Annotated in this window: 20 protein-coding genes; 19 read left to right on the forward strand and 1 reads right to left on the reverse strand. The window is 60.0% G+C overall.

Annotated elements, in window-relative coordinates:
- Positions 1-12 precede the first annotated feature (12 nt).
- The 11 genes from AB1555_17905 to AB1555_17955 all read left to right on the forward strand — a co-directional run bounded on the left by AB1555_17905 (position 13) and on the right by AB1555_17955 (position 11,445).
- A complete protein-coding gene (locus AB1555_17905; GenBank protein ID MEW6248561.1) occupies positions 13-834 on the forward strand; it encodes a protein-glutamate O-methyltransferase CheR in 822 nt (273 codons plus the stop codon).
- Positions 835-933: 99 nt separating this feature from the next.
- Positions 934-1,338 carry a response regulator gene (locus AB1555_17910; GenBank protein MEW6248562.1) on the forward strand — a complete coding sequence of 135 codons (405 nt, stop codon included), beginning with the start codon at positions 934-936 and terminating at the stop codon, positions 1,336-1,338.
- On the forward strand, positions 1,328-1,708 hold the full coding sequence (gene cheY, locus AB1555_17915; GenBank protein MEW6248563.1) for a chemotaxis response regulator CheY: 381 nt from the start codon (positions 1,328-1,330) through the stop codon (positions 1,706-1,708). Before AB1555_17910 ends, cheY begins: the two co-directional genes overlap by 11 nt.
- Before the next feature lie 93 nt (positions 1,709-1,801).
- On the forward strand, positions 1,802-2,392 hold the full coding sequence (locus AB1555_17920; protein ID MEW6248564.1) for a protein phosphatase CheZ: 591 nt from the start codon (positions 1,802-1,804) through the stop codon (positions 2,390-2,392).
- 111 nt (positions 2,393-2,503) lie between these two features.
- Entirely contained in the window at positions 2,504-4,417 is a 1,914-nt protein-coding gene (locus tag AB1555_17925; protein MEW6248565.1) for a chemotaxis protein CheA, read from the forward strand.
- On the forward strand, positions 4,414-5,394 hold the full coding sequence (locus tag AB1555_17930; GenBank protein ID MEW6248566.1) for a chemotaxis protein: 981 nt from the start codon (positions 4,414-4,416) through the stop codon (positions 5,392-5,394). The genes AB1555_17925 and AB1555_17930 overlap by 4 nt, the downstream gene beginning before the upstream one ends.
- 103 nt (positions 5,395-5,497) lie before the next feature.
- Positions 5,498-5,791 (forward strand): DUF6733 family protein, encoded by a 294-nt coding sequence (locus AB1555_17935; GenBank protein ID MEW6248567.1) that lies wholly within the window; start codon positions 5,498-5,500, stop codon positions 5,789-5,791.
- 237 nt (positions 5,792-6,028) lie between these two features.
- Positions 6,029-7,909, forward strand: a complete 1,881-nt coding sequence (locus tag AB1555_17940; protein MEW6248568.1) for a methyl-accepting chemotaxis protein — start codon at positions 6,029-6,031, stop codon at positions 7,907-7,909.
- A gap of 76 nt (positions 7,910-7,985) precedes the next feature.
- A complete protein-coding gene (locus AB1555_17945; protein ID MEW6248569.1) occupies positions 7,986-9,101 on the forward strand; it encodes a chemotaxis response regulator protein-glutamate methylesterase in 1,116 nt (371 codons plus the stop codon).
- 88 nt (positions 9,102-9,189) lie between these two features.
- Complete coding sequence (locus tag AB1555_17950) at positions 9,190-10,875, forward strand: methyl-accepting chemotaxis protein (GenBank protein MEW6248570.1); 1,686 nt, start codon at positions 9,190-9,192, stop codon at positions 10,873-10,875.
- Between the two features lie 54 nt (positions 10,876-10,929).
- Positions 10,930-11,445: a chemotaxis protein CheW gene (locus tag AB1555_17955; GenBank protein ID MEW6248571.1), complete on the forward strand. Its 516-nt coding sequence runs from the start codon at positions 10,930-10,932 to the stop codon at positions 11,443-11,445.
- On the opposite strand, the gene AB1555_17960 is transcribed toward AB1555_17955, so the two are convergent.
- Positions 11,435-11,692, reverse strand: coding sequence for a hypothetical protein (locus tag AB1555_17960; protein ID MEW6248572.1), 258 nt, complete (start codon positions 11,690-11,692; stop codon positions 11,435-11,437). The two genes, AB1555_17955 and AB1555_17960, sit on opposite strands and share 11 nt — an antisense overlap.
- Positions 11,693-11,837: 145 nt before the next feature.
- Here AB1555_17960 and AB1555_17965 point away from each other — a divergent pair, with 145 nt between their 5' ends.
- The 8 genes from AB1555_17965 (at position 11,838) to AB1555_18000 (ending at position 20,681) form a co-directional block, all read left to right on the forward strand.
- Positions 11,838-12,605 carry a flagellar motor protein gene (locus AB1555_17965; GenBank protein MEW6248573.1) on the forward strand — a complete coding sequence of 256 codons (768 nt, stop codon included), beginning with the start codon at positions 11,838-11,840 and terminating at the stop codon, positions 12,603-12,605.
- A gap of 94 nt (positions 12,606-12,699) precedes the next feature.
- Positions 12,700-13,524, forward strand: coding sequence for a flagellar motor protein MotB (locus AB1555_17970; GenBank protein ID MEW6248574.1), 825 nt, complete (start codon positions 12,700-12,702; stop codon positions 13,522-13,524).
- 127 nt (positions 13,525-13,651) lie between these two features.
- A complete protein-coding gene (locus AB1555_17975) occupies positions 13,652-14,011 on the forward strand; it encodes an STAS domain-containing protein (protein MEW6248575.1) in 360 nt (119 codons plus the stop codon).
- Positions 14,012-14,015: 4 nt separating this feature from the next.
- Entirely contained in the window at positions 14,016-15,230 is a 1,215-nt protein-coding gene (locus AB1555_17980) for a fused response regulator/phosphatase (GenBank protein ID MEW6248576.1), read from the forward strand.
- A gap of 165 nt (positions 15,231-15,395) precedes the next feature.
- Positions 15,396-18,839: a response regulator gene (locus AB1555_17985; protein ID MEW6248577.1), complete on the forward strand. Its 3,444-nt coding sequence runs from the start codon at positions 15,396-15,398 to the stop codon at positions 18,837-18,839.
- Positions 18,836-19,213 (forward strand): Hpt domain-containing protein, encoded by a 378-nt coding sequence (locus AB1555_17990; GenBank protein MEW6248578.1) that lies wholly within the window; start codon positions 18,836-18,838, stop codon positions 19,211-19,213. Before AB1555_17985 ends, AB1555_17990 begins: the two co-directional genes overlap by 4 nt.
- Before the next feature lie 17 nt (positions 19,214-19,230).
- Complete coding sequence (locus AB1555_17995; protein ID MEW6248579.1) at positions 19,231-20,130, forward strand: ATP-binding protein; 900 nt, start codon at positions 19,231-19,233, stop codon at positions 20,128-20,130.
- Positions 20,131-20,444: 314 nt separating this feature from the next.
- Entirely contained in the window at positions 20,445-20,681 is a 237-nt protein-coding gene (locus AB1555_18000) for a hypothetical protein (GenBank protein MEW6248580.1), read from the forward strand.
- Positions 20,682-20,881 lie beyond the last annotated feature (200 nt).

Here is a 20,881-nt window from a genome sequence, read left to right on the forward strand (position 1 = left end):
AGGAGCCGGTTCATGGAACTCAGCCTCAGCACGTTCAAGGAGTTGCGCGACCTCATCTACGAACGAACAGGAATCTTTTTCCAGGAGAACAAGAAGTACGTGCTGGAGAGTCGTCTGCAACCGAGACTGCGCGAGCGCCGCTGCGCCTCATTCGATGAATACGCGAGGCTTCTTCGGTTCGACGCCTGGCGCGACAAGGAACTCAACATGCTGTTCAACCTTGTCACAACGAACGAGACGTATTTCTACAGGGACTTGCCACAACTGGACGCGTTCATGAACGTCATTCTGCCGGCTGTCATGGAAGACAATCAGTCCACCTCGCAGCTTCGGATCTGGAGCGCAGCTTGCTCCACCGGCGACGAGCCTTATACGCTCGCCATCCTGCTTCTGGAGCACGCCCCGCTGGCCAAGTGGTCGATCGAGATCCTGGCGACGGACTTGAGCGAAGCCGTCCTGCACACCGCCCGCAGGGGCGTGTACGGGCCGTACGCGGTCCGCAACGTGCCGCCGGCGATTCTCCAAAAGTATTTCATGGTCGAAGATGGTCAGTATGTGCTGTCGGCCAAGGTGAAACACCACGTCAAGTTCGCCAACGTCAATCTTTACGACCGGCCGAGGCTCAAGTTGATCCGCGGGATTGATGTCATTTTCTGCCGCAATTGCCTGATCTACTTCGACGACTGTGCCAGACAGCGGGTTGTGAGCGACTTGTACGACTGTCTGAAACCGAACGGGTACCTTGTCATCGGATTTTCAGAATCCTTGCACAACCTGACGCGAGCGTTTCAGCCAGTTCACGCGAATCGGTCCGTGGTGTACAGAAAGACGTGATGCGTAAGCCGTGAAGCGTGATAGGCGATAGGGGAGAGGGACCGCCTGTCGGGGAGCATGACTGGCGGCTAACGGGTTACGGAAACTGAAATTGCGATCATGGTCGATACCATTCTCATTGTTGATGACTGCATGACAACGCGTCGTCTGATCGCCGTGTACCTCAAGGGGGAAGGATACGATCTGATTCAGGCGGTCAACGGATTGGAGGCGTTGGAAAAACTGGCGCTCCGGTCCGTGGATTTGGTCATCACGGACATCAATATGCCGCAAATGGACGGGGTGGCGCTGACCCGCGCGCTCAAGCAGGACTCGGCGTTGAAACGGATTCCTGTGCTGATGTTGACGACAGAACATGAGGAGCGGGAGCGGCAGCGTGGGTTCGATGCCGGCGCCGAGGCCTACCTGGTGAAGCCGGTGACGCAGGAGCAGTTAGCTCAGGAAGTCCGAAGGATACTGAGAAGCGCACGCAACTCATTCGGGGAGGGCGGAAATGGCGGCTGATCCTAACATGAAAATTCTTGTCGTGGACGACATGTCCACGATGCGCCGGATCATCAAAAACATCCTAAAACAGCTCGGCTTCAACAACGTCGAAGAGGCGGAGCACGGACAGGAAGCTATCAGCAAACTGAAGGCGGACAAGTATGGGTTCGTCGTCTCCGACTGGAACATGCCGGTCATGTCCGGGATCGATCTGCTGCGCACCATCCGGAGCGACGAGCAGCTCAAGGGGATCCCGGTGTTGATGGTGACAGCGGAAGCGCAGAAGGACAATTTGATGGAAGCCATTCAGGCCGGCGTCAGCAATTACATCGTGAAACCCTTCACCGCGGAAACGCTCCAGGAAAAAATGAACAAGATCTTCAAGTAAACGGGCAAACAGTGGAGTGGCCAATAGCACATAGCTCCGAGCTATCGGCGGCTAGCTATTCGCTGCGTGCTGGCTCCTGAAAGGAAGGCGTTCGTGGACGATGTGAATCGACAACTGTACGAGGAACTGGGGCAGTTGGCCCGTTTTATCGAGACGGCGATGCGTAAGCTGGAGGAAGCCGGCGCGCCGGTGATGGCGACGACCGGCCAACTGTCTGAAGCAACCATGCACCTGACGGATCTCTCTCGCTTGACAGAGGAGGGCGCTCACGAGGTCATGCGTTTGGCGGAAGCCATCCAGGACAACCATGCGCGGGTCATGAAGGCCCTGGCCGATGTCGCCGGTCCACTGGCGGCCAGGGCCGACACGCAGGCACTAGCCAAGCAAGTGGATGAGGCTGCGCAAATTGTGGATCAGGACGACAAGCGACTGATAGATCTCATGACGGCGCTGTCCTTCCAGGACCTGGTCGCGCAGCGCGTGAAGAAGTTGGCGGCGCTCATGAACGATGTCGAGCACAAGCTGCTCGAGATGATCGTCGTCTTCGGGCTTGCGGAGAACCGGAGCACCCCCGCCGTAGACGGGAAGGCGGGAGACATACTGAAGCAACTGGAGGCCTCGAAGTCCACCGCGCTTAAACAAGAACTGGTCGACGACATTCTGACGCAATTCGGATTCAACTGATGAGTTGGCTATGAGCGAACAGCAAGCCGCGAATAATGCAGGCCTCAACACCCAAGACCGTGATTGCCGGGCGGCTTGCTCTTCGCTACGGGCTGTCCGCTGGAGGAGAACATGAGCGACGAGACACAAGAGATTTTGAAGGAGTTTTTGGCCGAATCGGAGGAAATGATCGAGGTGCTTGATCAACGGTTCGTCGCCCTTGAGTCCGATCCCGCCAACACAGAACTTCTCAACGAGATCTTCCGGGCCATGCACAGCATGAAGGGCTCGGCCAGCTTCCTCGGGTTTACGCATCTGGTCGACGTCACCCACCGGGCGGAGAACATCTTGAACAAACTCCGCCAAGGGGAGATGGCGGTCATGCCCGACGTTGTCAATGTCATTCTGGAGGCCATTGACACCATCAAGCTGCTGATGGCCGACATTCGCGAATCGGGCACCGATACACATGTGTCGACACAGGCCGTGGCGCAGAAGCTCGATGCGATCTTGTCAGGGCGGACGAGCCAGGCGCCTGGCGCGTGGCACGCGTCACATGACCGAACTGTTGCTGCCACGGCCGAAACGCAGCCGGTATCCGCTTCGTCCGCTGCTTCGCCGCCGAAACTCGGCGGGATTTTGATCAACGAAGATGCGGCGACGAAGGAGCAGGTGTTAGATGCCCTGAACGAACAGCAACACCAAGCGGAACCGAAGACTCCGCTGAGCGAGGTTCTGGTTCAGGCCAAGGTGACCACGGAGCGGGCGCTCGAATCCGCGTTGCAAAAACAGGAGAAATCCGGACGCGGCGCCGAAGACGACCAAACCATCCGAGTGGAAACGAAACGTCTGGATTCCGTCATGAACCTGGTCGGCGAACTGGTGCTCGGCCGTAACCGTCTCATCAAGATCGGGGGGCAATTGGAGCAGACTCATGAGTCCGACCCGACTGTGCGCGCACTGGGGGAGACCCTGGCGCAGCTCAATCTGGTGACCACGGATCTCCAGTTGGCGGTCATGAAGACGCGCATGCTTCCGATTCGCAAAGTGCTGGCCAAGATGCCGCGCATGGTGCGGGATCTGTCGCAAAAGCTCGGAAAGCAAGTACGGCTGGATCTTCACGGTGAAGAAACGGAGTTGGACAAGTCAGTCGCCGATGAGATCGGCGATCCGCTGGTCCATCTCGTCCGCAATGCGATCGATCACGGCATCGAGACGCCTGCCGAACGGCACGCGCACGGCAAATCCAGCGAGGGCATGCTCCGCATCGCCGCCAGTCAGGAAGGCAACTGCATCGTGATCAGGATTCAGGACGACGGCCGCGGCATCGCGCTGGACAAAGTCAAGGCCAAGGCGTTGGCGAAGGGTCTGGTGAGCGAGGCAGAGCTGGCCTCCATGGAACCCCGCGAGATCATCAATCTGATCTTCTTGCCGGGATTCAGCACCGCGGAAAAGATCACGGACGTGTCGGGCCGAGGCGTCGGAATGGACGTCGTGCGCACCAATATCCGGCGCATCAACGGCACGGTCGAGATCGATTCTCAGCCCGGTAAGGGAAGCGCCGTGACGATCAAGCTGCCGCTGACCATCGCCATTATTCAGGCGCTGATGGTTGAGGTTGAAGAGGCTACCTTCGCCATCCCGCTCAGTTCGGTCATCGAGGCGGTCAAGATCACTCGGTCTGACATCAAGACTATTAACGGGCGGGAAGTGCTCAAGTTGAGAGAACGTGTCTTGCCGCTGCTTCGGCTGGCCGATGAGTTCGAGATTCCGTCCAGCGGTGAACGCGACAAATGTTACGTCGTCGTCGTTGGATTGGGTGAGAAGCAGGTTGGTGTGATTGTCGATCGGCTGCGGTCGCAGGAAGAAGTGGTGATTAAGCCGATGGGAGACTATCTGGCCGACATCAGAGGGGTTGCCGGTGCGACGATTACGGGGGAAGGGAAGGTCGTCTTGATCCTGGATATTTCCGAGTTGGTCCAAGACATCCGGGCCGGTCGGCCCGCCGTCGCCGGCCTCTCGTATATGACCGAGGAGGCGCCATGACCACGTTGATCAAGGAAGTTGACGCTCGAACCGGGTTGGCCGGAACAAATCAAATGGAGTTGCTGCTGTTCCATGTCGGCACCGACGAGATATTGGGCATCAACGTCTTCAAGGTCCGTGAGGTGATGAAGGTGCCGCCGCTCACGCGAATGCCTGAAGCCGATTCCCGGATCGCTGGTATGGCGAATATTCGAGGAACCATGATTCCGGTCATCGACCTGAAGCGCACTCTTGGAATGGACCGCGACCCGCGGGAGGCAGAAGGCGGGATGCGGAATGCGGTCAGCGGGACGCGGGAGGCGGGAGGCAATCTGATCGTTGCTGAGTACAACATGAGCCTGCAGGCGTTCCATGTCGGCGCCGTGGATCGAATCCTGCGTTTGTCCTGGTCTCAGATCAAGGCGCCGCCGGCGCTCCTTCGAGACACGGCGAAAGGGATGGTCACGGCGGTCGCCATGCTCGACGACGGCCGGATGGTTCTGATCCTGGATGTCGAGAAAATTCTTGCGGAGATCTGCCCCAAGCCCGACGCAGAGGTGTACGCCGGACTCGAAACCAATCCACACCTCAAGGCCAAGCGGGTGCTGTTTGCCGACGACTCGACGGTCGCCCGCGCACAAATCCGGAAGACGCTTGAACAGCTGGGAATGGGTTATCTACAGGCGGCCACAGGGCGGGAAGCGTGGGATCTCTTGACCGCGCTGGCGGAGAAGGCCGCAGTGGAAGGGAAATCGGTCCGCGACGAGGTTCACTTGATTCTCAGCGATATCGAAATGCCCGATATAGATGGATTCACTTTGACGAGACGGATTCGATCGGATCCTCGGTTTGCTGGGATCCCGATTCTCCTGCATTCGTCGTTGACCGGCACGTGCAACGTGGACAAAGGGAAAGCGGTCGGGGCTACCGATTATGTCACCAAGTTTGATCCCAAGTGCCTGGGCGAAATGGTCTCCCGCTACGTCGAGAGATCCTGATGCGCTCAAAGTCATCTTTCGAAGGGCTCCACTTAAAAAAAAGACGTACGTCGGAGCACAAAGTCAGAAGACTTCCCGGTGCTCTGAACCGCCCAAAAATGAGATGATGATGCGCGGCTACTCCCTGGTAATCGTCGGATTGGTGATCGTATCGTTTCTCATCCCATCACTTCCGGCTCATGCGGAAGAGGCACTTCATATTCCGACGGAAGCCGGTCCTGTTTCCGTCACGATGGCCTTGCAGGCCGACACCTTCTTCGGCTTTAACCCGCAGGTCTTCGGCACCTATGCGCTCACCGATCACCTGGCCTTCGCCTTCAATGCCGTTTACTGGACGGACATCCAAGGCATGGGCGTGCATGATTCCAATCCATGGTTGAATTTGATGTTGGCGTGAATTGGACTGCGTTCAATAGGCAATTATCGATTACTCCCGTGCTCGTACCGGTGCACGGGCAGTTACTCTGACTCTACGGTTCGCCAGCAAACGGAAGGGAGTAAGGCTATGTTCAAGACGCAATCGATCAAGGTCAAGCTGATTCTTGCATTTCTCGTTATCGGGCTCGCTCCGGCGGCCAGCGTTGGGTGGTTGGCGTACCTGAGCGGCGCGACGGCCTAGGAAGCGAAAATCGGGGTGGCCGCAGCGCATCTCGCCAGCGATACCTTGGACAAGGTGGATCGGAACCTCTTTGAACGCTATGGAGATGTTCAGGCGTTTGCCGGCAGCGAGGCGGCTCGGAGCCGTGATCCGAAGCGGCTCACGGCCGTCATGAATCGGATGGTCCGCATCTATGCTCCTATGTATCGTCTGATGGTCATGGCGGATCGGAGCGGGAAGGTCATCGCGGTGAATACGGTCGGGCCGAAGGGCGAGGATCTGGATTCCACCTCGCTCATCGGCACCGACGTCAGTCATGAGCTGTGGTTCAGACAAGCGATCAGCGGGAATGTGAAGGACGGCGAGACGCTTATCGGTGATCTGTACGAGGACTCCGCCGTGGCCAGCCTGTATCGGGATCAAGGCCGCGTTTTGGCCTTTACCTATCCGGTCAAAGACAGGGAGGGGAAACTCATTGGAGTGTGGTCTAACCGCTTTGACTGGAGCGTCGTGGAAGAATTGCTGAGAGAGGTCGAAATGCGCGCCGTGCAGAAAGCCGGGAATCACATCAGGCTCACGCTGGTGAATAAGGATGGATCGGTCATTGTGTCCCCGTCGGACATGCGCACGGTGCGGTCGAATTTACGAGAAAACCCCAGTGTGAGAGCCGTGCTGGAGCAAGGCAAGGGGGTGAGTGGGTTCATCGACGGAACAAATCTCTACACGGGAACGCCGGCCCTCTTGGGCTATGCACGGGCGGCGGGGTATGGACCCTTCCAGGGATTTGGCTGGGGGCTCCTGGTGGGGCAGGATCGCGATGAGGCGTATGCCGCGGTGTATGCTCTGCGCGGCCGCCTGCTCTGGATACTTGTCATATTGACGGGGTTGGCAGTGGCGGCCGCCGTGGTGCTCAGCCGATCCCTCACGAAGGCGCTGGCCGACGCCATCACGATGATCGCTACGATCTGCAACGACTGGGATCTGACGAGACGGCTCACAGTGAACGGAAAAGATGAAGTAGGCCGGCTGTGCGAAACCTTTAATCATTTCATGGACAAGCTGGAAGATGCGATGACCCGAGTAGCCTCATTGATCGCGTCGTTGGCTGCATCAGTGGAGAAGCTGTCCGCCAATACAGGCCAGCTTGTCAAAGGCGGTCAAGAACAGGCTCAGCAAGCGATTCAGGCTTCAGCGGCGGTGGAGGAAATGTCCGCGACGGTGACCGAGATGGCGAAGCACGCACAGGTTGTGGCCTCTAAGGCTCAGGCCGCCAATCAGGCGGCCCGGCAGGGCAATGAAGTTGTCACGGCTTCGGTTACGGGAATGATGCACTTGGCGGAGACGATTCGCGATTCGTCCGGACGTATTCAGATGCTAGGCCAACGTTCGGAGCAAATCGGTGAAATCGTGCGGGTCATCGAGGAAATCGCCGACCAGACGAACTTGCTTGCCTTAAATGCGGCTATTGAGGCGGCCCGTGCCGGTGAGCAGGGGCGCGGATTCGCCGTTGTTGCGGATGAAGTCCGTAAATTGGCTGAACGAACAACCAAGGCGACAAAAGAGATTGCCGATACGATCCGAACCATACAGGGAGATACCACTGTCGCTGTGGAGGCGATGCAGGCGGCGACCCGCGAAACCGAGGAAGGTACGGGACTGGCGCAGAGGGCGGGAGCGTGTCTCAGTGAGATCGTCGGGGCGGTCGAAACGGTGACCAATATGGTTCAGCAAATCGCTGCGGCGGTTGAAGAACAGTCCACGGTGACTCATCAGATCGCCAGCAACATCGAAGTGACCGCCGAGGTCAGTAAGCGGAATGAAGGAGGGATCGGACAGATCGGCGCGGCGTCGGCGGATTTGGCTCGGCTGGCCAACGAGCTTCAGGCCGTCGTGAGCGGGTTTAAGCTCCGTCACTGAGACGCGCCTGTGAGCCGCTGTCTCACTCGCCGTTGAGCGTTGGAGGCGGCGGGTTCTGCTGGAGGAGAGGGCCTTCATGATGAACGATCCGATCCGAGTCCTCGTGGTCGATGATTCCGCGTTCATGCGGAAAGCGCTGTGCGGCATGTTGGCATCGGACCCCCGCATCACGGTCGTCGGGACCGGGCGCAACGGGGAGGAGGCGCTCCAAAAACTCGATGAGTTGCGCCCCGATGTGGTGACGCTCGACGTCGAAATGCCGGTAATGAACGGGCTCGCGGCGCTTCAACGCATTATGGAGACCCGGCCTCTGCCGGTGCTGATGGTAAGTTCTCTGACGACGGAAGGAGCCAAAGAGACGCTGGCGGCGCTGGAATTAGGAGCGGTGGATTATATCCCTAAACAACTCGACGGCGTGGCGACACGCATCGTCGAGGTCAAGGACGCGTTGATCGACAAAATCATCGCGGCTGCGGGGGCGGCCGGCACACTGCGCCGAAGACGCACGCGGGCTTCTCTTTCGAGGCCAGACGGGCAAGGCGTGAAAGCCGGATCGGCGGCGCAATCGGGTCCCGGCGCTCATGTGCCGGGTACCGTGTCGGCTTCAGCACGAGCCAGTTGGGGAGACAAACTGGTCGCCATTGGATGTTCGACGGGAGGCCCACGGGCACTGAGCGAGATCTTGCCGTTGTTGCCGGAGGATTTTCCAGCCGGAATCGTGATCGTTCAGCACATGCCGAAGTTTTTCACGAAGCCGTTTTCCGAGCGGATGAATCAGATCTGTCGCTTGGATGTCCGCGAAGCGTCAGATGGGGACATCGTGAAACCGGGCGTGGTGCTCATCGCACCGGGCGGCGTCCAGTTGAGGGTCGCGCGGCGGAGCACGATGGACGTCCAAGTGGCGTTGAGTTCCGATTCCGAGGGCCTGATGCACGCCCCCTCGGTCGACGTCATGATGCAGTCGGTGGCGTCGGTTTACGGCGAGCGGGGGATCGGAGTGATCCTGACGGGAATGGGACATGACGGTCTGGAAGGAATGCGCGCGATCAAGGACGCCAAAGGTCGCACCATCGCGCAGGACGAAGCGACGTGCGTGGTGTATGGCATGCCCAAGGCTGTGGTCGAAGCCGGGTGCGCCGAGAAAGTCGTGCCGTTACCTCAGGTGGTGGGAGAGATCGTCAATATGGTGTGAGCCATCGGGCTCCAGGTAGCGTGACCTGATAGAGCAGCTTTCGCAGAGGAACAGGAAGCGCTCAAAACTGGAAAGAGGAGAAAATAGCATGTGGAAATTTCTGAATAACATGAAAATCGGACCGAAGTTTATTGCGTACATCTGCGGGATAGCATTGGTGGTGACAGGGGTCGGCCTCTGGTTCGTCTATCAGCAGGAACAGGTAAAGATTCTTGGGTTGCTGGAAGCTCGCAGCAAGGTCATCGAGAGGCAGATCCAGATCACGCGGGCCTACGTCGCCCAAAATTATGTCGCCAAGATCAAGAACTCCAAGGCTGGCAAGGACATCATCATCGCCAAGGAGCACGAGTCCAACCCGAACGCGATCCCGTTCCCTGCGACCGCCACACGAGAAATGGGAGAAGAGGCGTCGAAGGGAGGACTGTTCAGCACCAGGCTCATCAGCCAGGAGCCGCTCAATCCGGACAATGTGCCTCGAGACGTGTTCGAAAAGGAGGCGATCAGGGCGATCATGAGCGGAGCCGAGAGTTACGCGAAGGTCGAGGAAACATCGGGTGTTTTGATGTTTCGTCGTGCGACGCCGGACAAAGCGAGCACTGCGGCCTGCATTGGGTGCCACCAAGGCAAACAGATCGGGGACGTCCTCGGCGTCTTGACCGTCGGGATTCCGATGGCGGCTGCGAAGGCGGCGTCGAATGAGTCGATGTATCGGACGGGAACGGTCATAGTGTCGGTGGTGCTGGCCGTGCTGGTTATGGTATACGTCCTGTTGCGAATCCTCGTGCTGAAACCGCTCACCTTCATGACCAAGATTTCTCAGGACATCTCGGAAGGGGAGGGCGACCTGACCAAACGGGTGCCCGTCAAGGGGCGGGACGAAATCGCCGAACTGGGCGGATACTTCAATCTCTTCATCGACAAGCTCCAGAAGATGATCTCGAAGGTCGCTCATGTGACCGATAGGGTTGCGTCCGCCGCCGTCCAGCTTTCGGCAACCGCCGAAGAAATCGCGAAGGGAACGGAGACGTTGACGTCCAGAACAGCCCAAACAGCCACCGCTGTGGAGGAAATGAACTCCACCGTCGGAGAGGTAGCCCAGAATTCCAGCAAAGCGGCCAATATCGCGCAAGAAACCGTGAAGATCGCGAAGGATGGGCGAGCGGTTGTCGGGGAGACGATCTCTGGCATGAAGCGACTCTCGGATGCGGTGGCGAACTCCGCAACGATTATCTCGGCCCTGGGCCGGTCATCGGACCAGATCGGTCAGATCGTGCGCGTTATCGAGGACATCGCTGACCAGACGAATTTGTTGGCGTTGAACGCAGCCATCGAAGCGGCGCGAGCCGGCGAACAGGGCCGTGGTTTTGCAGTCGTTGCGGATGAAGTCCGTAAGCTGGCGGAGCGGACGACCAAGGCGACCAAGGAGATTGTGGATATGATCCGCGAGATCCAGCACGACACGAAAGGTGCTGTCGAGGCCATGGAGGAAGGCACGCAGAAGGTGGCCGGCGGCGTCGAATTGGTCAACAAAACGGGTGAAGCTCTGTCCCGCATCGCCGAGATGGTGACGCAGAGCGCGGACATGATCCGGCAGATCGCCGTGGCGTCCGAGGAACAGTCAGTCGCGACTCAGCAAATCGCGAGCGACATTGAAAACGTCGCAAAGATCACCAAGGAATCCGCGGCGGGCGCCAACGAGTCGGCGAAAGCCAGCCAGGACCTCAGCAAGCTGGCGATCGAGCTGCAAGCCATCGTCGGCGGGTTCAAAATGTGATCGCGGCGATGGAACAACGGAAAGGAACGCACAATGATCGCGCAAGACACCAACATGCCGCCAACGGTTTCGTCCGCACGGGTCCAGGAAGTCGGCCGTGAGGCCAAGACGGCGGAAGAACTCTGCCAGTTTGTGACGTGCCGGGTAGGAAACGAAGAGTTCGCGCTGGACGTGCTGAGCGTCCAGGAGATTAACCGCATGGTGGAGATTACGCGGGTGCCGAAGGCGCCATCCTACGTGGAGGGTGTGATCAATTTGCGAGGACGGATCATTCCGGTGCTGGACCTGCGCCGGCGCTTCGGGTTGCCGGGAGTCGAGCGCACCGCACGGTTCCGGATCGTGGTCGTGTCGGTCCGACAGCGCCTGGTGGGGTTGATCGTCGATTCGGTGGAAGAAGTGCTGAGGATTCCGAAGAGCGCCATTGAACCGCCGCCGACGATTGGCGCGTCGGCGGGAGCCGAATACACCCAAGGAGTGGGCCGTATCGAAGATCGGCTCCTGATCGTCTTGGACTTGGTGCGGCTCCTGATGCCGGGCGAGGAAGCCGCGATCGAGGCGGTTACGGGGTGATAGGGTTCGACGGAGGAGCGGGAGGCGAGGGCGGTTGCTCACGCTGCCGGGCACGGGACGCGTTCAATACCCGCTCGAGGATGCCGAGCGATTCGTTGAGCAGATCCGACGCGCAGGACAGGGTGACCTGGAACTGCTGCATCGCTTCTTCCCAGCGGCCTTCACGTTGGAGAGACTGGAACCGCTTGTGCTGTTCCTCGAGGATCGCCTGCTTCGCATCGAGGATCAGGTGATCGAGGGGACTCACGCGCTCCCTCCCTTGCTCGTTCAAAGTGGTGCCGCACCGTAACAGAGTCGAAAGCCGGACTGCAAGAGACTCCGGCGGCATTTCATATCCCGCTTTCGGTCTAGTGGCCATACCATCGAGGAAAAAGAGGGGGGGGTGATTAGACGTGGACCTTGCGACCCTCATCGGAGTCGTCATCGCTATCGGCTCGATTCTCGGCGGACAAGCGCTGGAGGGGGGGCACCTCGGCTCGATTCTCCAGTTGACCGCCTTCGTTATCGTGATCGGCGGGACTGTTGGCGCGATCTGTGTCCAAAATCCGTTGTCCGTCGTGGTCAAAAGCGTGGCACTGGCCAAGCTGGCGATTCAGGATGTCAAGCGGGACCACAAGGGCACTATCACGCAGATTCTTGATCTGGCCAACCTGTCCCGGAAGCAGGGCCTCTTGGCGCTCGAAGGCAAGTTGAAGGACATCAACGACCCGTTCTTCCGGAAAGGCGTCCAGTTGATCGTGGACGGAACCGATCCCAAGGTGGTGCACGAGATCCTCGAGATCGACGCCGAGCACCACGAGACAGAGGGGCTGACTGCCGCCAAAGTGTGGGAAGCGGCGGGCGGATACGCGCCGACGGTGGGCATTTTGGGTGCCGTGCTCGGCTTGATCCATGTCATGGAAAACCTGGCCGATCCTTCGAAGCTCGGCAGCGGCATCGCCACGGCGTTCGTGGCGACGGTCTACGGAGTCGGATCGGCGAACCTGCTGTTCCTGCCCTTGGCCAACAAGATCAAACTGAAACTCAAAGAAGAGACGGCCGCCCGCACGATGCTGATCATGGGCCTAGTCGGTCTAGCGCAGGGCGAGAACCCGCGGCTGCTACAAGAAAAGTTGGAAGGCTATCTGCCGAAGCAGGAACGCACGAAGGACAAGAAATAACGTGGCTCGTGAAGCGTGAAGCGTCTCTTGTAAGAGTCTAGCAACGTGCGGTTCATGAGGTGCGAACGACGGGGGACAAGCGGCGGCTTGCGCAATGGCCAAGAAACACCAACACGAAGAACACGAGAATCACGAGCGCTGGCTCGTGTCCTATGCGGACTTCATCACGCTGTTGTTCGCCTTTTTCGTCGTGATGTATTCGGTCTCGGTTGTCAACGAGGGCAGGTTCAGGACGGTCAGCGAATCGATTAAGGCCGCCCTGCACCCCATCGTCAGCCCACCCACAACGCCCTTGGCGTTCAACATTGGGGACCACAAACCGGCGCTCGTGGCGCCCGATCTGCCCGGCAGCAAAGAACTTGTCATTCGGCGGCTGCGGGAGGTCGTGAAGTCATTGCAGCCGGCGGCACGGTTTGCGCTCATTCATGTCATGGAGCGGATGGACGGAGAAATCGTCATCACCATTCCGGATCACATCCTGTTCAACAGCGGCGAAGCCGTCATCCGCCAAAACGCGTTACCCTTTTTGTGGGCTTTGGCCGAAGTCCTGATTGAATTGGATCGACATGTTAAGGTGGAAGGCCATACGGACAACGTGCCGATCCGGACGACGCTGTATCCATCGAACTGGGAGCTTTCGGCGGCCCGCGCGGTCATGGTCGTGCGCGTGCTCACCGAACTGTATGGAGTGCCGGCGGATCACCTGGCCGCCATCGGCTATGCTGAGTCCCGTCCGATTGCGGACAATCGAACCCCCGAAGGCCGAGCGCAAAATCGACGGGTGGAGATCGTCGTGCTCGAACGATCGCCGGCGTCGCAGACAACGGTTCCGCCTTCGGATGGGTCGTCGTCCGAAGCCAATTCGCCGGCTGCTCCGGCAGTTCCTGCTTCCGGACCATCCCAGACCGCGGCTGGGTGACGCGAGCGTGAGATGTCGGCGTCGTGGCGCCCTACAGATCGCCGCAATGCGTGCCGATACAGTAGCAGCGTCCGGTTGAAGAGGACAGTATCCGTAGTTATGGATCCTTAACCAAGGAGTTATGCCCATGGACGTGACGACTCGTGAGCTTCCGGATGCCGTCATCTGCGATTTGGCTGGAGACTTGACCTATGCCAATCGGCAGGCCTTCAAGGCTGCAGTCGATCGGGTCAAGCAAAGCGGGTGCCCGCATCTCATTGTGAATCTTGAACGAGTGCGGTTCATCGACAGCTCGGGATTGGGACTGTTAGCTCTCACTGCCTCGACTTTTCAGGCGCAACACAAACATCTGAGTCTCCTAAGACCCCAGCCGTATGTCCGGGAAATCCTCACCTTGGCCAATCTGGCCAAGATGATCCCCATCTATGATTCGGAAACGGACGCTCGCCGGCAGCAAGGGGTTATGGGGCAGGCGAACGTCGTATGAGCGCATGAGCGATGGTCGAGTGCAAGATGAATCGCTCCAGGCGACGTGTCGAGCGGGCGCCTGGGAGGGGGGCGGCACGATCGTGGTTGCGGACGACGATGCGGTCAGCCGCACCGCGACGGCTGCTAAGCTCAGGCGGCTCGGGCATCAGGTCCACGAAGCCGCCGATGGTGCGGAGGCCTTGGCGTTGATCACCCAGCTCAAGCCCGATTTGGCGGTCCTGGACTGGATTATGCCGGGTTTTGATGGGCCATCGGTCTGCGAGGCCGTCCGACGCGAGCCCGAGCTGAAGTCGTGCCAACTGATCTTGCTGACTGCCCTCGATCAACCCGACCAATTGGTTGAAGGTTTGGCCCGGGGCGCCGACGATTTCTTGTCGAAGTCGGCCACCACACAGGAATTGCTGGCCAGAATCAAAGCCGGGCTGCGCAGCAGCCGCCTCGTGCGGCAGGTGGAAGCGGCCAACCGGGATCTGCAGGACGAATTGCGTGCCGCCAGCGCCTATGTGCAGACGCTCTTGCCGCGGCCAGGGTTCGTCGGCTGTCACGTTCGGTGCGACTGGAAGTACATCCCCTCACTCGCCTTAGGGGGAGATCTCTTTCTAGTCCACCCCGACTCCGACTGGGTCGCCCTGGCGATGTTCGACGCATCGGGGCACGGGGTGTCGGCCGCTCTCCGGGCTGCGGCCTTTGCGGCATTTTTGCGGGAGCGCTGGAGGACCCAACCGAATGCCGTCATGGTCCCTCACCTGGTGGTGGAGGAAGCGTCCCGTGTGTTCCCCCTGAGTGCCGAGGGCTTCTATTTTACGGTGTGGCTCGGCGGTTGGGATGTCCGGTCCGGTCGGCTGGTGTGGGCGAGTGCCGGCCATAGCGGAGCGCTCCTCGTGCGAGACGGCGGGTTCGAATGGCTGGCTTTTCCCTCGCTGCCGTTGGGGTTTGTGCCGGGGGAACCCTGCCCTGTGGCCGAAACGCGGATCGGGTCAGGCGAGCGGCTTGTGCTTGTGAGCGATGGGCTGTATGAGGCGCGGGATGCATCCGGAACGGTTTGGGGCCGGCATCGATTGGGGGAATCGGCATTCACCCACCGTCACGCAACGCTGGACCAGTTCGTCGCGCGGGTGGTAGAGGCGGCTCGGGCGTGGATGCCGAGCGACATGTTTCCCGACGATGTGGCCGTGTTCGCCGCCGAGGCTGTCCATGAGCACACCGTCAGCGGTTGAGCCATTTGCCCGGGTACGCGCCAGGTCGATCGTTACCTTGGTGCTCGATGCCGGGGTGGGGCTGGCGGCGGAGTGTAGCATCACCGGGCTGACTGGTATGACGAGACGCAACCCGCGTGGGCCATCGGAGGGCTTGGTCTCGCAGCGGTTGCGGGGCTGGTCATCGTGGGGAAACGATTCAAACGGCAACTCCGGCAGGTCGATACCGAACGCGTAGCGGAACAGGACCGGACTCACGTAGCCGTCATGTTCGAAGCGGTCGGGTGCGGCCTTGTGCTGACCGACCGACGGGGTACGATTTTGCGCGTGAATGGGGAGAGTGAACGCATGTTCGGCTATACCAGCGGAGAGCTGGTCGGGCAACCGATCACGCACCTGATCCCACACTCCGCAAGTGACGTCATGAATTCGTTCGACCAGGCGTGGGCCGGGATCCCGGTGACTGGAATAATGGAACGGGGCGTCATGCAAGTCGGTCGGCACAAAAACGGCGGAGTCCTGATGGTGCGGCCGACCATCGTGCACTTCGGCGACGAACCGGAAGCTCCGCTGCTGTGGTCGATCATCGATCTCACGGCGGAGGGCTGGCAACCGTCGGCCTCGACCGATTCCCCCCATCACTGGGAATCGATGATCGACACCATTGACGGCGTCGTGTGGGAAGCCGACCCTCACACGTTTCAATTTCTGTACGTCAGTCGGAAGGCGGAGGCGTTACTCGGGTATCCGGCCTCGTACTGGACGCAGCTGCCAACGTTTTGGATCGACCATGTCCATCCACTGGACCGCGATCGGGTCGTCGAATTTTACCGGCAGCACACGCAGGCCGGTCGATCCCACACGATGGAGTACCGGATGTTGGCCGCCGATGGTCGCACCGTGTGGGTCAAGGACCTCGTCGTTCTTGACCGGCTGCCGTCAAGCGCCACGAGACTCCGGGGCTTCCTCGTGGATATCACCGAGATTAAGCAGGCGTTAAACGCGGTGGCGGTTCAATACGAGATCGCCATGTTGGGTGCGGGCCGCAGCCGGCTGGAAGACATCGCCGGGCCGATTCTTCAATCAATGTGTCAGCATTGGGACTGGGATCTAGGCTGTCTTTGGCTGGTTGATGCCAAGGCAGGGTGTCTGCGCTGGGAAACCGCCAGCGGCCTCTGCGAAGACCGCGTCCGTCTCGTCACGGACGTCCAGGCTGCCTGGACGCTTCGAAAAGGGGAGGGGCTTGCCGGAGCGGCATGGGCAACCAAGCAGGTCGAATGGCGCACGGACCTCGCGCACCTCCCGGACTACGCCGGCTGGAGTGGGGATGAGCGGATCGCCCTCTGTAGCGGCGTCGCGTTCCCCATACTAGTCCAGCAAGAGCCCATCGCCATCATCGAGCTGTTCAGCGTGGCGAGACGTGAGGCTGATGACGCACTCGACACCGCGCTGCGAGGCATCGGGATACAACTCGGCCTAGGTCTTGAGCGTCAACAGGCCGAGGAGCGGCTGCGAACAAGTGAGCTGCGATTCCGACAGGCGATGGAGACCACGACCGACGGGCTTTGGGACTGGAACCTGGTGACCCGGCATGCCTACCACAGTCCAGCCTGGGTTCGGATGCTCGGTCTGGAACACCATGAGATTCCGCTCAACAACATCAACGACTGGCGCTTGCGGGTGCATCCGGATGACCGATCGCGATTCGATGAGATCCTAGATTCGCTAGGTCGTCCAGACGCACCCGATCACTTCGTGCTCGAACATCGCCTGCAGCATCGGTCCGGTCGCTGGATGTGGGTGTCGATGCGCGGACGAGTGGTGGAGCGAAGTGGAGACGGAACTCCCCTCCGGGTCATGGGCATCACCCAGGATCTCACCGAACGGATACAGACGGAAGAGACGCTGCGGCGCTCCGCTGCCGAGCTGGAAGCGGCCAATGCAGAACTGCTGAAGGCGCGGGATGAGGCGCTGAGCGCCGCGCGAGCGAAGGCTCAATTTCTCGCCATGATGAGCCACGAAATCCGAACCCCGATGAACGGAGTCATCGGGATGACCAGTGTGTTGCTGGAGACCGAGTTAACCGAAGAACAGCGCCGGCTGGTCGAGACAACCAAAAGCAGCGGAGAGGTTGCGCTGGCCATCATCAACGATATTTTGGATTACTCAAAGATCGAGGCTGGCAAACTTGAGCTGGAACGGATCGAATTCGATTTGCGCCTTTGCCTCGAGGAGGTCACGGACCTGTTCTCGAAGCAGGCGTATGGCAAAGGGCTGGATCTGGCGCTCGTGATCGAGGCTGGCGTGCCGGAGCGAGTTCTCGGCGATCCGACGAGACTTCGCCAGGTCCTGCTCAATCTGATCGGCAATGCGGTCAAGTTCACGGAGTGCGGGGAAGTCGTCGTGCGGGTGACGCAGGAGACCCCCGGTGGCCACACCCCCGATGCCGTCACCCTCCGGTTCGTCGTCCAGGATACCGGCGTCGGGATCGGACGCGACGACCAACGGCGGCTGTTTCAGGTCTTCAGCCAAGTCGATGTCTCGACTACGCGGAAGTACGGAGGCACCGGCCTCGGGTTGGCGATTGCCAAGCGGCTGGTCGAGCTGATGGGGGGAACCATTGACGTTCAGAGCGAGCCGGGCCGAGGGAGCCGTTTTTGGTTTGACGTGCCCCTTTTCCTGGCGCCGACCCGAACTGCCGAGCCTCCGGATCGGGCTGTCACACTGGCCGGCCGGCACGTGCTGTGCGTCGATCATCATCGCGCCAGCCGAGCGGCGCTCGTGGGGCTCCTGGCCCGCTCGGAAATGGTGCCGATAGAGGCGAGCTGCGCGTCTGAGGCGACAGCGATCCTCCGGCGGGCGGCGGAAGCTGGTACACCGATCCCGCTCGTGCTGATGGACCTCCACCTCCCGGACGCGAACGGGTATGAATTGGCGAGAGTGATCAAGACGGATCCGGCCTTGGAAACGACCAAGCTGATTGCGCTCACCGCTGTGGGACGACAGGGCGAGGCGCGGGAGGCGCGTGAAGCCGGATTTGCAGCTTACCTCCACAAGCCGATCCGCCAGGCGGCGTTGATGGACTGTCTTCGGCTCGTGCTCGGGCAGGAGAACAGAGACGAGGCGAGCTCGGCGCCGATCATCACTCGGCACACCCTCAAGGAGGCGGCAAGACGACACAAAATCTTATTGGCTGAAGACAACCAGGTGAATCAACTGGTGGCGGTCACGATGCTCCAGAAATTGGGCTATGCCGTCGAGGTCGTTTCGGATGGGGCTCAGGCCGTCGAAGCCGCCCAGCGCGGCGGGTATGCGTGTGTGCTGATGGACTGTATGATGCCGAATCTTGATGGCTATGCGGCAACAGGCTTCATCCGCAAGGCGGAAACCGGGCGGCCCCGCGTGCCGATCATCGCCCTGACGGCCAACGCGCTGCCTGAAGACCGCCAGCGTTGTCTGGATGCGGGCATGGACGATTTTCTCACCAAGCCGCTTAGGATCAACCAGCTCGCGGCCGTGCTGGATCGGTGGATACCACGCGAGACCACACGGATGCCGGCTGAGACCTGGTCTCCTGAGAGTGCGGGCCGGTCTGGTGGGGAGTCCCATATGAAGGAGGGGACAGAATGAACGATCCAGTGAATGGTTACTTCGCAGCGGCTGAGACGATGCCGGTGTGGGATGAAGCGAAGGCGTTAGCCGGCGTTGACGGGGATCGAGAGTTGTTGATGGAACTGGCGAGCGTGTTCATCACCCAGGCAGAGGCTGACTTGGAGACCTTGCGCCGCGCCTGGTTTCAACAGGATGCGGATGCCACCGCCAAGGCGGCACACCGACTCAAAGGCGCGGTGCTCCAGTTCGCGGCCGCCAGGGCCCATGGGGCCTGCCGGCGGCTTGAAGAAGCGGCTCGCTGCGGGAACTTGTCCGCTGCGCATTCCTTTTGGTCGGAGACGGAGGCGGAAGTGACCGCGCTGATCCGCGCATTAGTGGCGTTGCGACGCTGAAGGCAAGGAGGTGGACGATGGAATGCAGGGGGAGGAGTGTGCTGGTGATGGCCTGCATTTCTTGTTCGGATACGCGCAGCTGCCTTCAAGAAGCGTCGCGCGATCTGGGTTTCTCAGTGGTGATCGCCTCCGACCCGTCGGTGGCGAAGGCCACCGCCGAGTTGACGGATCCGGATATCGTCGTTGCCGAGCTGACCCCAGCGAGTGTCGAAACCGAGTCGTGGATTCGAGAATGGCATGAGTGCCGTCCCGCTTGTCCGATTCTCGTCGTCGGGAGCCTAGCCGAAGAGAGGGCGGTCTTGGAGGTGCTCAAGGTGGGGGTGCTGGAGTATCTGACGTTGCCGGTAGACAGGGCGCAGTGGCGCAAGGCACTGGAGATGGCTAAACGCGCGTTACCGATCAGGATCATTGATCTTCCCGCCATGAGTCGAGTGGAATGCACGATCGTCTGCGAAGCGGATCCGTCGCTCATCGAGCCGACGGTGAGTTGGGTCATGCAGAACGGGACGGCCGCCGTCGCGCCAGGCCGGCGAACGCACTTGCGCGCGGCCTTGCAAGAACTGCTATTGAATGCCGTCGAACACGGGAGTCTGGAAATTCTGTACAAAGAAAAGCAAGAGGCGCTGAATCGAGGAACGTATGAGGAGTTGATCGCAGCGAAACTCCGCGATCCGCGGATAGCCAAGCGACGGGTGACCGTGCGATGTCTGTATGACAAGGCGCAAGGTCTGATTCGATACCAGATTGCGGACGAAGGCAAGGGGTTTCACTGGAAGAGCTTGCTTGGCCGTTCAACAGAGCCGTGCGAAGCCCGGGAGGCCAACGGACGAGGGCTTTTTCTTGTCCGGTCGTTTTTCCCCGATGTCGCCTACAACGAGCGCGGGAACGAAGTGACACTGACGATTCCGATGTCGTAAGGACCAGCATGGGACCAAACACCGGCGTTCGTTTGCCGATTGAGCAGCTCCCCGGCCGCCCGGTCCGCTGGCTGAACCCTGCCGCTACATCACCCGTAGATACTCGTACTTCGATCGTGGCGCTATGCCGCCTGCCCCAAACTGGCTCTTTTTCTGTCCCTTTGCCATGCCGGGCCGAAGGGTCGGATTGCCAAATGACGCAATGCGCTGTCTCGGGGTGAGATTGTCAATGACTCACAACGGAACCTTGACGGCGGCCGGGCGGGCGAGTATGCTCGCAGCCCGGTATGATCGATCCCACGGTCCGCAGAGCGATGAGTCCATTTCTCACGATCGTCATCGGTCTCGTCATACTCGTCTCGGTCGCCTGCGGCTCGGCGGAGTGGGTTCATCCCAACAAACCGAAGGACGCCTTTGCCCAGGACTACAACAAGTGCGAAGGCGACGCCCTCCGCGATCCCAAGCTCCAGCAGGGAATTCGTCTGATGCTCCTCGAAGCCACCGAGCGGTGCCTCCGCAAGATGGGCTGGCAGTTGGTGGAGAAAGAATAACGCCGGCGGTCAGCTTGCTCCGCTGCGCTTTCCTCACGTTATTCTCCCCGGGTAAGGCCTCATCCCATCCCCCAAGGCGATCAACCAGTCGATGCGAGGCGAAGTTCTGTGAACCGCGGTCGGCACCGGTCCGAGAGTTAACATGTTTGTAACACTGCCGTTATCTGCATGAAACCCACTCCTGGCAAATGATGATGCAG

Source organism: Nitrospirota bacterium (assembly GCA_040755395.1).
Classification (GTDB): Bacteria; Nitrospirota; Nitrospiria; order Nitrospirales; family Nitrospiraceae; genus DATLZU01.

Bases quoted from the DNA above. Each gene is read 5' to 3' on its own strand.
- AB1555_17905 (MEW6248561.1), top strand. From the start codon at position 13: ATGGAACTCAGCCTCAGCACGTTCAAGGAGTTGCGCGACCTCATCTAC.
- AB1555_17910 (MEW6248562.1), top strand. From the start codon at position 934: ATGGTCGATACCATTCTCATTGTTGATGACTGCATGACAACGCGTCGT.
- cheY (MEW6248563.1), top strand. From the start codon at position 1,328: ATGGCGGCTGATCCTAACATGAAAATTCTTGTCGTGGACGACATGTCC.
- AB1555_17925 (MEW6248565.1), top strand. From the start codon at position 2,504: ATGAGCGACGAGACACAAGAGATTTTGAAGGAGTTTTTGGCCGAATCG.
- AB1555_17930 (MEW6248566.1), top strand. From the start codon at position 4,414: ATGACCACGTTGATCAAGGAAGTTGACGCTCGAACCGGGTTGGCCGGA.
- AB1555_17935 (MEW6248567.1), top strand. From the start codon at position 5,498: ATGATGATGCGCGGCTACTCCCTGGTAATCGTCGGATTGGTGATCGTA.
- AB1555_17945 (MEW6248569.1), top strand. From the start codon at position 7,986: ATGATGAACGATCCGATCCGAGTCCTCGTGGTCGATGATTCCGCGTTC.
- AB1555_17950 (MEW6248570.1), top strand. From the start codon at position 9,190: ATGTGGAAATTTCTGAATAACATGAAAATCGGACCGAAGTTTATTGCG.
- AB1555_17955 (MEW6248571.1), top strand. From the start codon at position 10,930: ATGCCGCCAACGGTTTCGTCCGCACGGGTCCAGGAAGTCGGCCGTGAG.
- AB1555_17970 (MEW6248574.1), top strand. From the start codon at position 12,700: ATGGCCAAGAAACACCAACACGAAGAACACGAGAATCACGAGCGCTGG.
- AB1555_17975 (MEW6248575.1), top strand. From the start codon at position 13,652: ATGGACGTGACGACTCGTGAGCTTCCGGATGCCGTCATCTGCGATTTG.
- AB1555_17980 (MEW6248576.1), top strand. From the start codon at position 14,016: ATGAGCGATGGTCGAGTGCAAGATGAATCGCTCCAGGCGACGTGTCGA.
- AB1555_17990 (MEW6248578.1), top strand. From the start codon at position 18,836: ATGAACGATCCAGTGAATGGTTACTTCGCAGCGGCTGAGACGATGCCG.
- AB1555_17995 (MEW6248579.1), top strand. From the start codon at position 19,231: ATGGAATGCAGGGGGAGGAGTGTGCTGGTGATGGCCTGCATTTCTTGT.
- AB1555_18000 (MEW6248580.1), top strand. From the start codon at position 20,445: ATGAGTCCATTTCTCACGATCGTCATCGGTCTCGTCATACTCGTCTCG.